At 75.6% G+C, this 13,900-nt stretch carries 13 protein-coding genes; 5 read left to right on the forward strand and 8 right to left on the reverse strand.

Annotated features, from left to right (window positions below; translation table 11 throughout):
• The 3 genes from ACFYXV_RS09140 to ACFYXV_RS09150 all read right to left on the reverse strand — a co-directional run bounded on the left by ACFYXV_RS09140 (position 1) and on the right by ACFYXV_RS09150 (position 2,946).
• Entirely contained in the window at positions 1 to 657 is a 657-nt protein-coding gene (locus ACFYXV_RS09140; protein ID WP_389382478.1) for an O-methyltransferase, read from the reverse strand.
• Between the two features lie 110 nt (positions 658 to 767).
• Positions 768 to 1,832: a tRNA (adenosine(37)-N6)-threonylcarbamoyltransferase complex transferase subunit TsaD gene (gene tsaD, locus ACFYXV_RS09145; RefSeq protein WP_385466967.1), complete on the reverse strand. Its 1,065-nt coding sequence runs from the start codon at positions 1,830 to 1,832 to the stop codon at positions 768 to 770.
• A 46-nt stretch (positions 1,833 to 1,878) separates the two neighbouring features.
• On the reverse strand, positions 1,879 to 2,946 hold the full coding sequence (locus ACFYXV_RS09150) for a phosphatidylinositol-specific phospholipase C domain-containing protein (RefSeq protein WP_385466964.1): 1,068 nt from the start codon (positions 2,944 to 2,946) through the stop codon (positions 1,879 to 1,881).
• Between the two features lie 226 nt (positions 2,947 to 3,172).
• Between ACFYXV_RS09150 and ACFYXV_RS09155 the strand changes: the two genes are divergently transcribed.
• The gene (locus tag ACFYXV_RS09155) at positions 3,173 to 4,138 is read left to right on the forward strand and encodes a trypsin-like serine peptidase (RefSeq protein ID WP_389382436.1); all 966 of its coding nucleotides are present in this window, start codon (positions 3,173 to 3,175) and stop codon (positions 4,136 to 4,138) included.
• Positions 4,139 to 4,151: 13 nt separating this feature from the next.
• Here ACFYXV_RS09155 and ACFYXV_RS09160 read toward each other — a convergent pair whose 3' ends face one another.
• Positions 4,152 to 5,567: an NAD(P)/FAD-dependent oxidoreductase gene (locus ACFYXV_RS09160; protein ID WP_389382437.1), complete on the reverse strand. Its 1,416-nt coding sequence runs from the start codon at positions 5,565 to 5,567 to the stop codon at positions 4,152 to 4,154.
• A gap of 127 nt (positions 5,568 to 5,694) precedes the next feature.
• On the reverse strand, positions 5,695 to 6,627 hold the full coding sequence (locus ACFYXV_RS09165) for an oxidoreductase (RefSeq protein WP_389382438.1): 933 nt from the start codon (positions 6,625 to 6,627) through the stop codon (positions 5,695 to 5,697).
• A gap of 169 nt (positions 6,628 to 6,796) precedes the next feature.
• Here ACFYXV_RS09165 and cbiE point away from each other — a divergent pair, with 169 nt between their 5' ends.
• The 4 genes from cbiE to ACFYXV_RS09185 are packed head-to-tail and all read left to right on the forward strand — an operon-like array spanning position 6,797 to position 10,312.
• Positions 6,797 to 8,095: a precorrin-6y C5,15-methyltransferase (decarboxylating) subunit CbiE gene (cbiE, locus tag ACFYXV_RS09170; protein ID WP_389382439.1), complete on the forward strand. Its 1,299-nt coding sequence runs from the start codon at positions 6,797 to 6,799 to the stop codon at positions 8,093 to 8,095.
• Positions 8,092 to 8,841, forward strand: coding sequence for a precorrin-4 C(11)-methyltransferase (gene cobM, locus ACFYXV_RS09175; protein WP_389382440.1), 750 nt, complete (start codon positions 8,092 to 8,094; stop codon positions 8,839 to 8,841). Before cbiE ends, cobM begins: the two co-directional genes overlap by 4 nt.
• Complete coding sequence (locus ACFYXV_RS09180) at positions 8,831 to 9,601, forward strand: cobalt-precorrin-6A reductase (RefSeq protein WP_389382441.1); 771 nt, start codon at positions 8,831 to 8,833, stop codon at positions 9,599 to 9,601. Before cobM ends, ACFYXV_RS09180 begins: the two co-directional genes overlap by 11 nt.
• Positions 9,602 to 9,643: 42 nt before the next feature.
• Positions 9,644 to 10,312, forward strand: a complete 669-nt coding sequence (locus ACFYXV_RS09185; protein ID WP_389382442.1) for a hypothetical protein — start codon at positions 9,644 to 9,646, stop codon at positions 10,310 to 10,312.
• A gap of 49 nt (positions 10,313 to 10,361) precedes the next feature.
• Here ACFYXV_RS09185 and ACFYXV_RS09190 read toward each other — a convergent pair whose 3' ends face one another.
• From ACFYXV_RS09190 to cobG, 3 genes are read right to left on the reverse strand one after another with little or no spacing between them, the layout of a single operon-like run.
• On the reverse strand, positions 10,362 to 11,867 hold the full coding sequence (locus tag ACFYXV_RS09190) for a precorrin-2 C(20)-methyltransferase (protein ID WP_389382443.1): 1,506 nt from the start codon (positions 11,865 to 11,867) through the stop codon (positions 10,362 to 10,364).
• Positions 11,864 to 12,511 carry a precorrin-8X methylmutase gene (locus ACFYXV_RS09195; protein WP_385466939.1) on the reverse strand — a complete coding sequence of 216 codons (648 nt, stop codon included), beginning with the start codon at positions 12,509 to 12,511 and terminating at the stop codon, positions 11,864 to 11,866. The genes ACFYXV_RS09190 and ACFYXV_RS09195 overlap by 4 nt, the downstream gene beginning before the upstream one ends.
• Positions 12,508 to 13,899 carry a precorrin-3B synthase gene (gene cobG, locus ACFYXV_RS09200; RefSeq protein WP_389382444.1) on the reverse strand — a complete coding sequence of 464 codons (1,392 nt, stop codon included), beginning with the start codon at positions 13,897 to 13,899 and terminating at the stop codon, positions 12,508 to 12,510. The genes ACFYXV_RS09195 and cobG overlap by 4 nt, the downstream gene beginning before the upstream one ends.
• Between the last annotated feature and the right edge of the window lies 1 nt (position 13,900).

Below are 13,900 nucleotides of genomic sequence, written 5' to 3' on the forward strand. Positions count from 1 at the left end.
TCAGCGCCTCCGCGCGAGGGTGAGCCCGTCCGCGATCGGGAGCATCACGGACTCCATGCGCTCGTCGCCGCGCACGTACGCGTTGAACTCCCGGATGGCCAGGGCGTTCCCCTCGGCGCCGGCGTCCACCGCCTCTCCCCCGTACAGGACGTTGTCGGCGAGGATCACCCCGCCGGGCCGCAGGCGCGGCACGAGCTCGTCCCAGTACGCGCGGTAGCCCTGCTTGTCGGCGTCCAGGAACACCAGGTCGATCACCGGCTCCTGCGGGAGCGCGCGGAGCGTCTCGAGCGCCGGGGCGACCACCAGCTCGATCCGGTCCCCGACCCCGGCCGCCTTCCAGGCCTCCTGGGCGATCGACGTCCACTCCTCGGAGACGTCGCAGGTCAGGACCCGCCCGCCGGGGACCAGGCCCGCTGCCAGGGCCAGCGTCGAATAGCCGGTGAACGTGCCGACCTCGACGATCCGGCGGGCGCCGAGCATCTTGCCCATCAGGGTCAGGAACACCCCCTGCTCGTGCGGAACCTGCATCTGCGCCTCGCGGCCGAGTGCGCGGGTCCGCTCGACGAGCTCCTCCTGCACGCCGCTCCGCGGCTCGGCCTGGGCGACCAGGTACGCGTACACCTCGTCGGTGAGGTGCACCGTCTTCACTTCGTCGATGTCCCTGTCCACGTCGTACGTCCCTTCGCGGGTCCCGTGATCACGCCTTCGGGACTGCCCAACGACGGCGCCCCGGAGCGGCAACGGCCCGCCCGGGCCGTGCCGTGCCGTCAGGCCACCGGCTGGAGGGCCGCGTACTCCAGCGGGGCGGACGGGTCGATCGTGAGGGTGAGCGGGGCCGGGGGCGCGTCCGCGCGGACGAGGAGGTCTCCGATCGCCGCGATCATCGCACCGTTGTCCGTGCAGAGCGTCATCGGCGGCACCCGCAGTTCGATCCCCGCCGAGGCGCAGCGCCGCTCCGCCAGGGCCCGCACGCGCGAGTTGGCCGCCACCCCGCCGACCACCACCAGCGTCCTCACGCCGTGCTCCCGGCAGGCGGCGACCGCCTTGCGGGTCAGCACGTCGGCCACCGCCTCCTGGAGCGAGGCCGCCCCGTCCGCGACCGGCAGCCGCTCTCCGCGCTGCCGGTGGCCCTCGGCCCAGCGGGCGGCGGCCGTCTTCAGCCCCGAGAAGGAGAAGGAGTACGCGTACGGGTCCTCCCCGCGCGGCCCGCCGGTCAGCGGACGCGGGAACGGGACCGCCTTCGGGTCGCCGCCCCGCGCCGCCCGGTCGATGGCCGGCCCGCCCGGGTACGGCAGGCCGAACACCCGGGCCACCTTGTCGAAGCACTCCCCCGCCGCGTCGTCCAGCGTGTCCCCGAGGTGCAGGATCGGCTCGCGCACGAGGTCCCGCACGAGCAGCAGCGAGGTGTGGCCGCCGGAGACGATCAGCACCACGCAGGGCTCGGGCAGCGGACCGTGCTCCAGGGTGTCGGCGGCCACGTGCCCGGCCAGGTGGTGGACCCCGTACAGCGGTACGCCCAGCCCGTACGCGAGGGTCTTGGCCCCGGCCAGTCCGACCTGGAGCGCGCCGGAGAGGCCGGGGCCGGTGGTGACGGCCACCGCGTCGAGCTGGTCGGCCCGCAGCCCGGCCTGCTCCAGGGCCTGGCGGACCACCGGGTTGAAGGCGTGCAGGTGGGCGCGGGCCGCGATCTCGGGGACGACCCCGCCGAAGCGGGCGTGCTCGTCCATGCTCGACGCGACGACGTGCGCGAGGAGCCGGCCGCCCCGCACGATGCCCGCGCCCGTCTCGTCGCAGGAGGACTCGATGCCGAGCACCACCGGAGAACCCGCCATCACACCTGCACCCGACCCTTATTGCGAATAGTTCGCAATAAGGGTACTAGCCTCGCGGGACCACCGTGGCCAGGACCGAAGGCAGCGGGTACCAGTCCGCCGAGGCGATGGACGCGTGGTGGGCGGCCATCAGGGCGACCCGGTCCCGCGCCTGGGCCTCGGTCGGATGCACCCCGTCGATGGCGGGCGCCACGCCCTGGGCGTCGGTGGCGATCAGCAGGTAGTGGTTGCGGTCGTACCAGGCGGTGTCGATCGAGCCGCCCGCGTACGCGCTCGCGTCCCCGTCGAAGACCACGAACCAGGGGCGGAGCGCCACGTCCGCGTACCGCGCCCGCGGGTCGCCGGCCTCGGCCCGGTGCACGGCCGGGAAGGCGGCGGCCTGGCCGAGCCGCCCCGCGGCCGCGAGGGAGCGCAGGTACTGGGCGTACTCCCGGTCGGTCCACAGCGTGTCGTTCGCGTTGCCCTCCTCCAGCGTGCCCGGGATCAGCTCCACCAGGAACTTCCCGGCCATCGCGGCGCGGCTCGGCCAGGCGCCGGCCCGGGCCGCGGTGTCCAGGTCGGGGTGGCCGGCCGCGAGCTGGCCGGGTCGGTACACGGCGTCGCCGAGCTTCGAGTTCAGCAGCGCGTCGAGCTCGGCCGGACCGCGGCCCAGGTTGGCGGCGAAACCGTCCTTGAGTTCCAGCTTGAGGACGACCGGGCGGTGCCCGGGGTGGGCGTCGTGCCAGCTGCGGATGTCGGAGAGGCAGCCCGCGAGGTTCTGGTTGCGGGACTTGGTGCGCAGCTGGGCGGGGCTGGTGGCGTTCTCGCAGTTGTTGTCGTTGCCGAAGGGGTTGTCGTGCGAGACCCGCCAGGAGCTGCCGAAGAAGTTGGTCCACACGTCGAGTTCCAGCATCGCCGCGCCCGAGTCGAGGGCGTCCGCGAAGTACGGGTACTTGGCCTTCTCGTACGCGTTGTGCACGCCGACGCCCGTCGATCCCGCGTACGGCAGGTCGGCGGCGGCCCGTACCGCCTTGGCCGGGGCCGCCCCCGCCGGGGCCGCGCCCAGTACGAGGGCCGCCGTCAGGGCCGCGAGGCCCGCCGCCACCGCGCCCGCCATCCGGTTCCGCAATCTCATGCTTTCGGCTCCTGTCCGTCCAGTCGATGCGCCCGTGTCTCAACTCGCGCGGAGATTAGGCGAGTCGGGTGAAGGGCGGAAGGACGGCGGATGACGTACCCCGGCCGGGCGCCGCCGTTGTGAGGACGGACACGTTCCGAGCCGGAACCGGCGCCGCCGCGCCGTCCGTCGAACAGGGAGCCGCTCGGGACGCCGACCGGCGTTTCCCGGCGGAGAGTGGCACGGCATGTTCACCAGGGTTCGCGGGCGGGCCGTACGGGTCACCCTGCTCGTCGGCGTCGGCTGCGCCGTGCTGATCGGGTGCGCCGGGCTGCTGTGGAAGCTGCACGACATGGCGGCGTACGTGGCGGACGGGGATCCCGCGGAGGGCAGCTACGTACAGGACGCCGCGTCCGGCGACCGCGCGGCGGCTGCCGTACTGGCGGGCCCGGCGCGGGAGGTCCCCCGTCCGGGCCCGGCCGCGCAGGACACGGGCACGCGGGACACGGGCACGCGGGACACGGGCACGCAGGGCACGGGCGGCTGGCGGCCCTCCGACCCCCTGATCGCGCGGCCCGCCGCCGCGGAGCCCGCGATCGGGGCGCTGTTCTCCCCCGGCGAGGACGCCGACCAGGACCACCACTGCTCGGCGAGCGTGGTCCACTCCCCCGGCGGCGACCTCGTCGCCACCGCCGCCCACTGCGTGTACCGCGGGGTCCTCGGGTTCCGTACGAACCTCGTCTTCGCCCCCGGCTACCGCGACGGCGGGGCCCCGTACGGGGTCTGGGTGCCCACCCGGATCGACGTCGACCCCCGCTGGACCGAGGATCAGGACCCCGACTACGACGTGGCCTTCCTGCGCGTGCGCCGCCCCGGGCACCCCGGCGAGCGGCTGGAGGACGCCACCGGGGCCCAGACGGTCCGGTTCGGGCCCGAACTGCCCGTACCCGCCCGGGTCGTGGGCTATCCGAACGCCACCGAGTACCCGGTGGAGTGCTTCAACACCGCCCGCGCCGAGGGGCCCGCGCAACTGCGGCTGGATTGCGCGGACGTACCCGACGGCACGAGCGGTGGTCCGGTGCTGACCGAGGCGCACACCCTGATCGGGGTGGTCGGCGGCCGCGACGGGGGCGGCGACGAGAAGACCTCGTACAGCAGCTTGTTCGGCGACGGCGTGCGGGCCGTGTACGAGCGCGCCGCGGCGGCCCGCTAGCGATGCCCCCGCGCTACGGGCCCGAGTCCGCCGGGGCCTTGTGGTGCGAGGGGTAGTCGGCGGTCTCCGGGGCCGTCGGCAGCCGCCATTTGGACAGGACCCGCATCACGGTGCCGGGGCTGAGCAGGACGTTCGGCGAGAGCGCCAGCGACAGCACGCCGAAGAAGGGCCGGGAGATCTCCGGGTCGGCGTTGGCGCCCACGATCACCCGGGACATGTAGGCCTGGAGGACCTTGGTGGCCCGGTCGGGCGGCGGCCCGTCGGTCTCCGGGTACCGCATGTCCTCGCTGGTGGCGATCTGCCAGGCCACGTCGGAGGCGGCGGCCGTACGGCGCTGGATCCGCCGGGAGGCCGCGGCGATCTCCCGGGGTGCCAGGCCCCGGATGGCGCCGGCCAGCGCGTCCGCCGCGAGGGCGGCCACCGTCATCCCCTGCCCGTACACGGGGTTGACCCGGCAGACGGCGTCGCCGATCACGACGAATCCGGCCGGCCAGCGGTCGAGGCGCTCGAAGTGGCGCCATTCGTTGGCGGTGTTGCGGTAGCTCGTCGGCGCGGAGAGCGGTTTGGCGTCGCGGAGGGCGTCGTAGAGCACCGGGGAGCGCAGGCTCCGGGTGAACTCGAGGAACTCCTCTTCCCCGGTCGGCGGGGCGTGTTCGCCGTTGCCGGTCAGGGTCACCAGCCAGCGGCCGTCGTCGAGGGGCACCAGCACGCCGCCGCGCGGGTTCTCGGGGCGGCCCTGTACGTAGATCCCCTGCCAGCGGCGCGCGGGATCCGGCGGGATCTCGTAGTAGCGGCTGGCGTAGCCGAGGTGGGAGTCGTAGCGGGTGGTCGCCGGGGCCGGGTGGCCGAGGGCGGCGAGCCAGGCCGGGGCCCGGGAGGTCCGCCCGGTCGCGTCGACCACGAAGCGGGCCGCCAGCGGGTCGCCCTCGCGCAGCCGTACGCCGGTGACGGAGCGGCCGTCGGGACCGGCGACGAGCCCGGTCACCATGGCGCCGGAGCGTACCCGGATGCGCTCGTCCCGCAGCACCTCCCGGCGGACCGTCCAGTCGAGCAGCTCCCGGCTGCCGATCAGGATCCGGGACCCCGGAACCGGGTGGAACCAGTCGGCCGGGCTCAGCCACAGGAAGTCGCGCGGCGTCTCCATCAGTGCCGCCCCGGCCGCCAGCAGCTCGCGGGTGACCCCCGGCAGCAGCCCCTCCATCAGGTCCAGGCCCCGCGACCAGAGCACGTGCACGTGCCGGGACTGCGGTACACCGGGCCTGAAGGCCGGTCCGGTGTCCGGCAGTTCGTCCCGTTCCACCACGGTCACGCGCGCGAACCGCTGGGCGAGTGCCCGCGCCGCCAGCAGCCCCGCCAGGCCTGCGCCGAGGACCACCGCATGATCGTGGGCTTCGTGGACTTCTGGGTGGTTGTCCGTGTCGTCGTCCATGGCGCCGAGTCTCCCGCGCCGGCCGCCCGGCGGATCAGGTCCCGTCCGGGGCGCCCCGAGGCACCCCGGGGGCGGACGGGGGGCTCACGCGGGAGCGGCCCCGCCCGGGACCCGCACCGCCGCCGGCTCAGCGCGCGGAGAACCCGTACGCGACGGCGGTCAGCTTCTGCGAGGCGGCCCAGAGCCGTTCGCCGGAGGTGTCGTCCAAGGTCCACTTCGCCCGCCAGGAGGGAGCGGGCGCCCCGCGCCAGCCGAGCCGCGGCCCGTAGAACGCGTCGGGCCGTACCTCCGGGGCGGTGGCCGCGTACAGCGTGGGCAGCGCGCCGGAGGCCGCGGGCTGGGCGAGGACGGCGGCGCCGAGGCCCATCAGCCGCGACATGGGCCGGTGGCCCTCCTGGAGCGAGGCACCGACGTGCAGGTTGGTCGAGGCGTAGCCGGGGTGCGCGGCGGCCGCGACGATCCCGGAGCCGGCGGCTGCGAGGCGCCGGGCCAGCTCGTGCGTGAAGAGGAGGTTGGCGGTCTTGGAACGGCCGTACGCGATCCAGCGCCGGTAGCCGCGCTCTCCGTTCAGGTCGTCGAGGTCGACGTCGCCGAGCGCGTGGAACCCGCTGGAGACGGTGACGATCCGGGCCCCGGGGGCGGCGGACAGCAGCTGGGGCAGGAGCAGTCCGGTGAGCGCGAAGTGGCCGAGGTGGTTGACGCCGAACTGGGTCTCGAACCCGTCGGCGGTCTTCCCGTACGGCAGGGCCATGACGCCCGCGTTGTTCACGAGCAGGTCGAGGGAGCGCCTGCGCTGCCCGTGGACGTGCGCGAACTCCCGTACGGAGGCCAGGTCGGCCAGGTCCAGCGGGAGGAAGTCCGCCTTCGCCCCCGGGACCTCGGCGCGCAGCCGGACCACCGCGGCCCGGCCGCGCGCGGCGCTGCGGCAGGCCAGCACCACGTCGGCTCCGCGCCGCGCGAGCTCGCGGGCGGCGACGTAGCCGATCCCGCTGTTGGCACCCGTGACGACGGCGGTGCGGCCGCTCTGGTCGGGGATGTTCTCGGCGTTCCAGCCAGGCATGTGAGCTCCCTCGCGACGGTGGGACGGTGGGGTGCGCGGTGCGGTCACCTTGGGGTTACCGAGGGTAGACCTCCCCTGACGCGGGGGCGGAGCCGGGGGCCGGTCCCCCGGGCCAGTAGGCTGCGGGTCCGTCCGCCCGCTCCCCTTCCCGTTCCCGAGGTACCGCGCAGTGAGCTCCGCACCGCCGCTCCCCCCACCCGTGTCGGTCGTCGGCCTCGGCGCCGACGGCTGGGCCGGGCTCACCGCCGCCGCGCGGTCCGCGCTGACCGGGGCCGAGGTGCTGATCGGCGGGCCGCGCCAGCTGGACCTGCTGCCGGCCGGCGACTGCGCCGGCGAGCGGGTGGCCTGGCCGAGCCCGCTGCGGCCCGCCGTGCCGAAGCTGATGGCCGAGCACGCGGGCCGCCGGATCGCCGTGCTGGCCAGTGGCGACCCCATGTTCTACGGGATCGGCCGGGCCCTGGCCGAGGAGCTCGGACCGGACGGCCTGCGGGTCCACCCGCACCCCTCCTCCGTCTCGTACGCCTGCGCCCGCCTGGGCTGGCCGGTGGAGGACACCGAGGTGGTGACGGTGGTCGGCCGCCCGGTGGCCCGGCTCGCGGCCGCGCTGTACGAGGGGCGGCGGGTGCTGGTGCTCAGCGCCGGAGCGGTGACCCCGGGCGAGATCGCCGCTCTGCTCCGGGAGCGGGGCTTCGGGCCGAGCCGGATGCGGGTGCTGGAACAGCTCGGCTCCGAGCGCGAGGACGCGTACGAGGGACGGGCCGAGAGCTGGGACCACGCGCCCGGCGACCCCCTCAACGTGGTGGCCGTGGAGTGCCGCCGGGACCGTGACGGCTCCGTCCCCCGGCTCGGCGCGACCCCCGGCCTGCCCGACACCGCGTACGAGCACGACGGCCAGCTCACCAAGCGCCACGTCCGGGCCGCCACCCTGTGCGCCCTGGCTCCGGCCCCCGGCGAACTGCTGTGGGACATCGGCGGCGGCTCCGGCTCGATCGGCATCGAGTGGATGCGCACGCACCCCTCCTGCCGGGCGGTGGCCGTGGAGCGCGTCCCGGAGCGGGCGGCCCGCATCACCCGCAACGCGGCGGCGCTCGGCGTCCCGGGGCTGCGCGTGGTCACCGGCGCCGCGCCCGGCGCGCTCGCCGGACTCCCCTCCCCCGACGCCGTGTTCATCGGCGGCGGGCTGACCGCCCCGGGCCTGCTGGACGCGGCCTGGGAGGCGCTGGCCCCGGGCGGCCGGCTCGTGGTCAACACCGTGACCCTGGAATCGGAGGCGGTCCTCACCGAGCGCTACCGGCGCCACGGCGGCGACCTGGTCAAACTGGCCGTCGCGCACGCGGTGGCGGTCGGCGGTTTCACGGGCTGGCGGCAGGCTATGCCGGTCACCCAGTGGACCGTGACCAAGCCCTGGCCGCGGCCGGACGATCCCACAGCGCAGGACCAGAACGAGGAAGAGGACCAGACGACATGACCGTGTACTTCATCGGTGCGGGCCCCGGCGCCGCCGACCTGATCACGGTGCGCGGTGCCCGACGGATCGCCGCCGCCCCCGTCTGCCTGTACGCGGGCAGCCTGGTCCCGCGCGAACTGCTGGCCGAGTGCCCGCCGGACGCCCGCCTGGTCGACACCTCGCAGCTGAACCTCGACGAGATCATCGCCGAATGCGTACGGGCCCACGCGGCGGGCGAGGACGTGGCGCGGCTGCACTCCGGCGACCCGTCGATCTTCAGCGCGGTGGCGGAGCAGATGCGGCGGCTCGACGCGGCCGGCATCCCGTACGAGGTGGTCCCCGGCGTCCCGGCGTTCGCCGCGGCGGCGGCCGCGCTGAAGCGGGAGCTGACGGTGCCCACCGTCGGCCAGACGGTGATCCTGACCCGGATCGCCCAGCAGGCCACGCCGATGCCGCCCGGCGAGGACCTGGCCACGCTCGGCCGCAGCGGGGCGCTGCTGGTGCTGCACCTGGCCACCCGCTACGTGGACCGGGTCGTCGCCGAACTGCTGCCGCACTACGGGGCCGAGTGCCCGGTGGCGGTGGTGGCGATGGCCAGCCGCCCCGACGAGCTGATCCTGCGCGGCACGCTGGAGGACATCGCCGCGCAGGTGAAGGAGGCGGGCCTGGTCCGCACCGCGGTCATCGTGGTCGGCCGTACGCTCGGCGCCGAGCAGTTCCGCGACAGCCACCTCTACTCCGCCGAGCGCGACCGGCATGCCTGCTGAACCGGCCCCCCTCCCGGCCCACCACGTCCTGATCCTGGGCGGCACAACGGAGGCGCGCCGCCTCGCGGAGGCGCTGGCCGCCGACCCCTCCTGCCATGTGACCACCTCGCTGGCGGGCCGGGTCGCCTCACCGGTGCTCCCGCCGGGCGATACGCGGATCGGCGGCTTCGGCGGCATCGCGGGCCTGGCCGCCTGGATCGTCGCCCACGACGTCACCCGCGTCGTGGACGCCACCCACCCCTTCGCGGAGCGGATGAGCTTCCACGCCGCCGAGGCGCAGGCGCTCACGGGGGTGCCGCTGCTGGCGCTGCGGCGCCCCGGCTGGACTCCGCGGCCGGGCGACGACTGGACCTTCGTGGACTCGCTCGACGAGGCGGCCGTACGGCTGCCCCGCCTGGACTCCCGCGCGTTCCTGACCACCGGCCGCATGGGCCTGCACACCTTCGCGCACCTCACCGACACCTGGTTCCTGGTGCGTTCGGTGGACCCGCCGGACGCGCCGGTACCGCCGCGGCTCGAAGTCCTGCTCGACCGGGGCCCGTTCACCTTGGAGGGCGAGCGGGAGCTGATCGCGCGGCACCGGATCGACGTCCTGGTCACCAAGGACAGCGGCGGCTCCGCGACCGCCCCCAAACTGACCGCGGCCCGCGAGGCGGGGATCCCGGTCCTGCTGGTCCGCAGGCCCCGGGTCCCGGAGGGCGTCGCGGAGGCGGGGGACACGGACACGGCCCTGGAATGGCTCGGGGCGGCCCGGGCCTGACCCGCCCGGCTGTTGTCGGCGGCTGCTCCTACTCTCTTCGGTATGAGCGCCACCACCTTGCTGATCCACGACGGCTCCGCCGCACCCGATGCCCCCGTCACCCGTGTCGGGGGCCTTCCGCTGGCCCCCGCGGGCACCCCGTGGCCCACCTGCACGGCCTGCTCGGGGCCGCTGCAGTTCATCGCGCACCTGGTCCTCGACGGCGGGCGCGGGGTCCTCGCCGTCTTCATGTGCGCGAACGACCCGGGCGGGTGCGAGGAGTGGAGCGCCACGGCCGGCGGCAACAGGGCGTACCTCTTCCCGCCGGCCGGGCTCGTGCCGATACCGCTGCCCGCGCTCCCCGCCTCCGAGGACGGGGACACGGACGAGGAAGCGGACGAGGAGGACGACGAGGACGTCCGGCAGCCCGGGGCGGTCCGTACCGTCGAGCGGGTGGCGGTGGCCGGGCCGGAGTACGGGGCCGCGGCCAAGGCCTGGTCCGAGCGGAGCGGGCGCCCCCGGCGCCACGTCCTCGGTCAGCTGGGCGGCGTCGCCGACTGGCTCCAGTACGACGAGACGCCCGATTGCGCGGGCTGCGGCCGTCCGATGGAGTTCGTCGCGCAGCTGGAGGAGGGTCCGGATCCCCTGACCGCCCCCAACTTCGGCTCCGGCAGCGCCTATGCGCACGCCTGCGAGCCCTGCGGCCGGGCGGCCTTCCTCTGGCAGTGCTGAGCCCCGGCCCCGGACGTGTCGCCACGCCCGGGGCCGGCCGGCCGGCCGGTCAGAGCTCCGGGTAGCGGCGCGGGGTCCACGTGACGCGGGAGCCGTCCGGCCGCTCGGTGACCTGTGTCTGCGAGGAACCGATCAGCAGGATCGTGCGCATGTCCACCTCGGACGGCTCCAGTTCGCCGAGCGCGAGGATGCGGACCGACTGCTCCGGGCCGCCCACGTCCCGCGCGACCACCACCGGGGTCCGCTCCGAACGCAGCTCCAGCAGCAGCTCCTTGGCCTGGGCCACCTGCCAGGTCCGGCTGCGCGAGCCCGGGTTGTACAGGGCGAGCACCAGGTCCGCCGCGGCGGCGGCGCGCAGCCGCTCCGCGACGACCTCCCACGGCTTGAGCCGGTCCGACAGGGAGATGGTGGCGTAGTCGTGGCCGAGCGGGGCCCCGGCCGCGGCGGCCGCCGCGTTCGCGGCGGTCACCCCCGGCAGGACCCGTACGGGCACGTCCTTGTACTCCGGCTGCCCGGCGACCTCAAGGACTGCGGTGGCCATGGCGAAGACGCCCGGGTCCCCGCCGGAGACCACGGCCACGCGCCTGCCGCGCCGGGCGAGGTCGAGCGCGAACTCGGCGCGCTCCGACTCCACCTTGTTGTCGGAGCCGTGCCGGATCTGGCCCGGCTTGGCGGGGACGCGGTCCAGGTACGTGGTGTACCCGACGAGCACCTCGGCGTCGGCCAGCGCACGCCGCGTCTCGGGGGTGAGCCAGAGCGGTCCGGCCGGTCCCGTGCCGACGACGGCGACCTCGCCGGGCCCGGACGGCACGCTGCCCGGGTTGCCGATGCGGCTGGGCACCACGGCGACGGCGAAGTACGGGACGCTGTCGGGGTCGGTGTCGGCGAGGACGCCGGTCCGCTCCCCCTCCATGGTCGCGCGTTCCACGTACCGGGCCTCCGCGAGGCGGCCGCTGCCCTCCATGGCCCGGCGCACGGCCGGGAAGGTGCGGCCGAGCTTCATCACGACCGCGGAGTCGGTGGCGGCGAGGCGGGCGGTGAGCTCCTCCTCGGGCAGGGTGCCGGGCAGGATCGTCAGCACCTCCTCGCCCTCGACGAGCGGGGTCCCGAGGCGGGCGGCGGCGGCGCTCACCGAGGTCACGCCGGGGATCACCTCGGCCTCGTAGCGGTCGGCGAGCCGCTTGTGCATGTGCATGTACGAGCCGTAGAAGAGCGGGTCGCCCTCGGCGAGCACGGCGACGGTCCGCCCGGCGTCCAGGTGCGCGGCGAGGCGGGCGGCGGAGGCCTCGTAGAACTCCTCCATCGCGCCCTGGTAGCCGCCGGGGTGGTCGGTGGTCTCGGTGGTGACCGGGTAGACCAGCGGCTCCTCGATGTGGTCGGCCCGCAGGTGCTTCGCGGCGATCGAGCGGGCGATCGAGCGGCCGTGGCGGGCGCTGTGGTACGCGATGACCTGCGCCTCGGCGATCACCTCGACGGCCCGCAGGGTCATCAGGGAGGGGTCGCCCGGGCCGAGCCCTACGCCGTACAGCTTCCCGGAGGTGGTTGCGCTGCTCATTCTTCCTCGCTCGCGATCGCGTTGACGGCGGCGGCCGCGATGGCGCTGCCGCCGCGCCGGCCGCGCACGATCAGGTGGTCGAGCCCGGAGGCGTGGGCGGCGAGCGCGTCCTTGGACTCGGCGGCGCCGATGAAGCCGACGGGGACGCCGATGACGGCGGCGGGGCGCGGGGCGCCCTCCTCGATCATCTCCAGCAGCCGGAACAGGGCGGTCGGCGCGTTGCCGACGGCGATCACCGATCCCTCCAGCAGCCCGCGGTCGCGCCAGACTTCGAGCGCGGCGGCGCTGCGCGTGGTCCCCATCCTGGCGGCGAGGGCCGGCACGGCGGGGTCGGAGAGGGTGCAGATCACCTCGTTGCCGGCGGGCAGCCGCTTGCGGGTGACCCCGCTGGCGACCATCTGGACGTCGCACAGGATCGGCGCGCCGGCGTGCAGCGCGGCCCGTGCGCGGAGCACGACCTCCGGGGTGTAGCCGAGGTCCCGGGGCAGGTCGGTCATTCCGCAGGCGTGAATCATGCGCACCGCGACCTGGGCGACGGAGGCGGGCAGCCCGGAGAGGTCCGCCTCGGCGCGGATCGTGGCAAAGGACTGGCGGTAGATGGCCGCGCCGTCCTTCTCGTACTCGAACACTGTGTACTCGCTCATTTCTTCGCTGCGTCGTGGGAGGTGGTGCGGCGTACGGCCGCGAGGGCCGCGGGAAGTTCGGAGGCCGGGACGCCCCGGCGCGGGGTCTGTCCGGCCGCGGAGAGGTCGTACCCGTCGGCGGTGGCGACCACGTCCGCCCAGGCGGTGCCGCGGGGGTGCCCGCACCGGCGCTCGCAGCCGGACCAGTGCACGGGCAGCAGGCGGGTCCCCTGCGCCGGCGTACGCACCCGTGCCCGCGCTTGTTCCCGTTCCCGTTCCTGCGCCTGCGCCTGCGCCTGCGCCTGCGCTACGACGGCACGCGCGTCGGCGCGCACGTCGGCGCGGGACTTCGCACAACCGGGCTGCCCGGTACAGGCGGTGACGGACCGCCAGGGATCGTCGGAGCCGGTCACGAGTCCGGCTTCGGCGAGGGCGGCGAGCGCCTCCCCGGCGGCTCCGGCGGGCAGGCCGGGGACGACGATCCCCCGCCAGGGGGTCAGGCGGATACGGCCGGTCAGCGCGGCCAGGGCGCGCCACTGCGCGGTGCTCAGACGGCCCAGCGGCGCCAGCACGCTGAGCGCGGCGGCGCCGCCGGGCCCCTCGACCACACCCGGTTCGGGGGCCGGTCCGCGCAAGGAGGCGGCCGCGGAGCCCGGCGCGGCGGGGGCCGGGATCCCGGCGGCGGCCAGCCTCCCGCCCAACCCCTCGCGGTCCAGGGCGTGTTCCGCGGGCAGCTCCGACACCCGCCAGGCCCGGGTACCGGCCGCCCGGACGGCGTCCAGGAAGTACTCCGCGGCCACGAGCGCGGCCTTCGGCGCGTCGGCCGCGCCGACGAGCAGCGCGTCCGCCGGGTCGGCGGTCCACAGCAGCGCCCGGTCCCCGCCCCCGTCCCGGACGGCGGTCAGGTTCACATCGGCGTCGAGCGAGGTCACGTCCCCGCGGCCGTCGTCGAGGGCGAACAGGAAGCGCCCCGACAGCCCGGCCGCCGGCGCGCTCGCGCACAGCAGCCGGTCCAGCTCGGCGACCCAGGGGGCCACGTCGGGCAGACCGCGCCGGTCCAGGCCGGTCAGGGGCGAGGCGACGATGTTGCGGACCCGCTCGTGGGTGGGCGCGGGCAGCAGCCCGGCGCGTACGAGCACGCCCCGCAGCTCGCCCCCGCAGCTCGCGCCGAGCCCGCGCAGCTGCGCGTTGCCGCGCGAGGTGAGGTCGACGTGCCCGTCGCCGAGCCGGTCCGCCGCGTCGGCCAGGAGCAGGGCCGCGTCCGCGTCGAGCATCCCGCCGGGTATCCGGATCCGGGCCAGGTACCCGTCGTCCGCCGCGTGCAGCCGCAGCGCACCGGGGCAGGCGTCACCGCGGTCACGTATGACCGGTTCGTCCCGCACTGCGGCGGAAGGGGGCTGGGGCGGCATG

The sequence above is a fragment of the Streptomyces sp. NPDC002181 genome (assembly GCF_042890485.1).
Taxonomy (GTDB): domain Bacteria; phylum Actinomycetota; class Actinomycetes; order Streptomycetales; family Streptomycetaceae; genus Streptomyces.

Coding starts and splice junctions, on each gene's coding strand:
- cobM (WP_389382440.1), top strand. CDS start 8,092: ATGACCGTGTACTTCATCGGTGCGGGCCCCGGCGCCGCCGACCTGATC.
- ACFYXV_RS09165 (WP_389382438.1), bottom strand. CDS start 6,627: ATGCCTGGCTGGAACGCCGAGAACATCCCCGACCAGAGCGGCCGCACC.
- ACFYXV_RS09155 (WP_389382436.1), top strand. CDS start 3,173: ATGTTCACCAGGGTTCGCGGGCGGGCCGTACGGGTCACCCTGCTCGTC.
- ACFYXV_RS09160 (WP_389382437.1), bottom strand. CDS start 5,567: ATGGACGACGACACGGACAACCACCCAGAAGTCCACGAAGCCCACGAT.
- ACFYXV_RS09185 (WP_389382442.1), top strand. CDS start 9,644: ATGAGCGCCACCACCTTGCTGATCCACGACGGCTCCGCCGCACCCGAT.
- ACFYXV_RS09195 (WP_385466939.1), bottom strand. CDS start 12,511: ATGAGCGAGTACACAGTGTTCGAGTACGAGAAGGACGGCGCGGCCATC.
- tsaD (WP_385466967.1), bottom strand. CDS start 1,832: ATGGCGGGTTCTCCGGTGGTGCTCGGCATCGAGTCCTCCTGCGACGAG.
- ACFYXV_RS09190 (WP_389382443.1), bottom strand. CDS start 11,867: ATGAGCAGCGCAACCACCTCCGGGAAGCTGTACGGCGTAGGGCTCGGC.
- ACFYXV_RS09150 (WP_385466964.1), bottom strand. CDS start 2,946: ATGAGATTGCGGAACCGGATGGCGGGCGCGGTGGCGGCGGGCCTCGCG.
- cobG (WP_389382444.1), bottom strand. CDS start 13,899: ATGCCGCCCCAGCCCCCTTCCGCCGCAGTGCGGGACGAACCGGTCATA.
- ACFYXV_RS09180 (WP_389382441.1), top strand. CDS start 8,831: ATGCCTGCTGAACCGGCCCCCCTCCCGGCCCACCACGTCCTGATCCTG.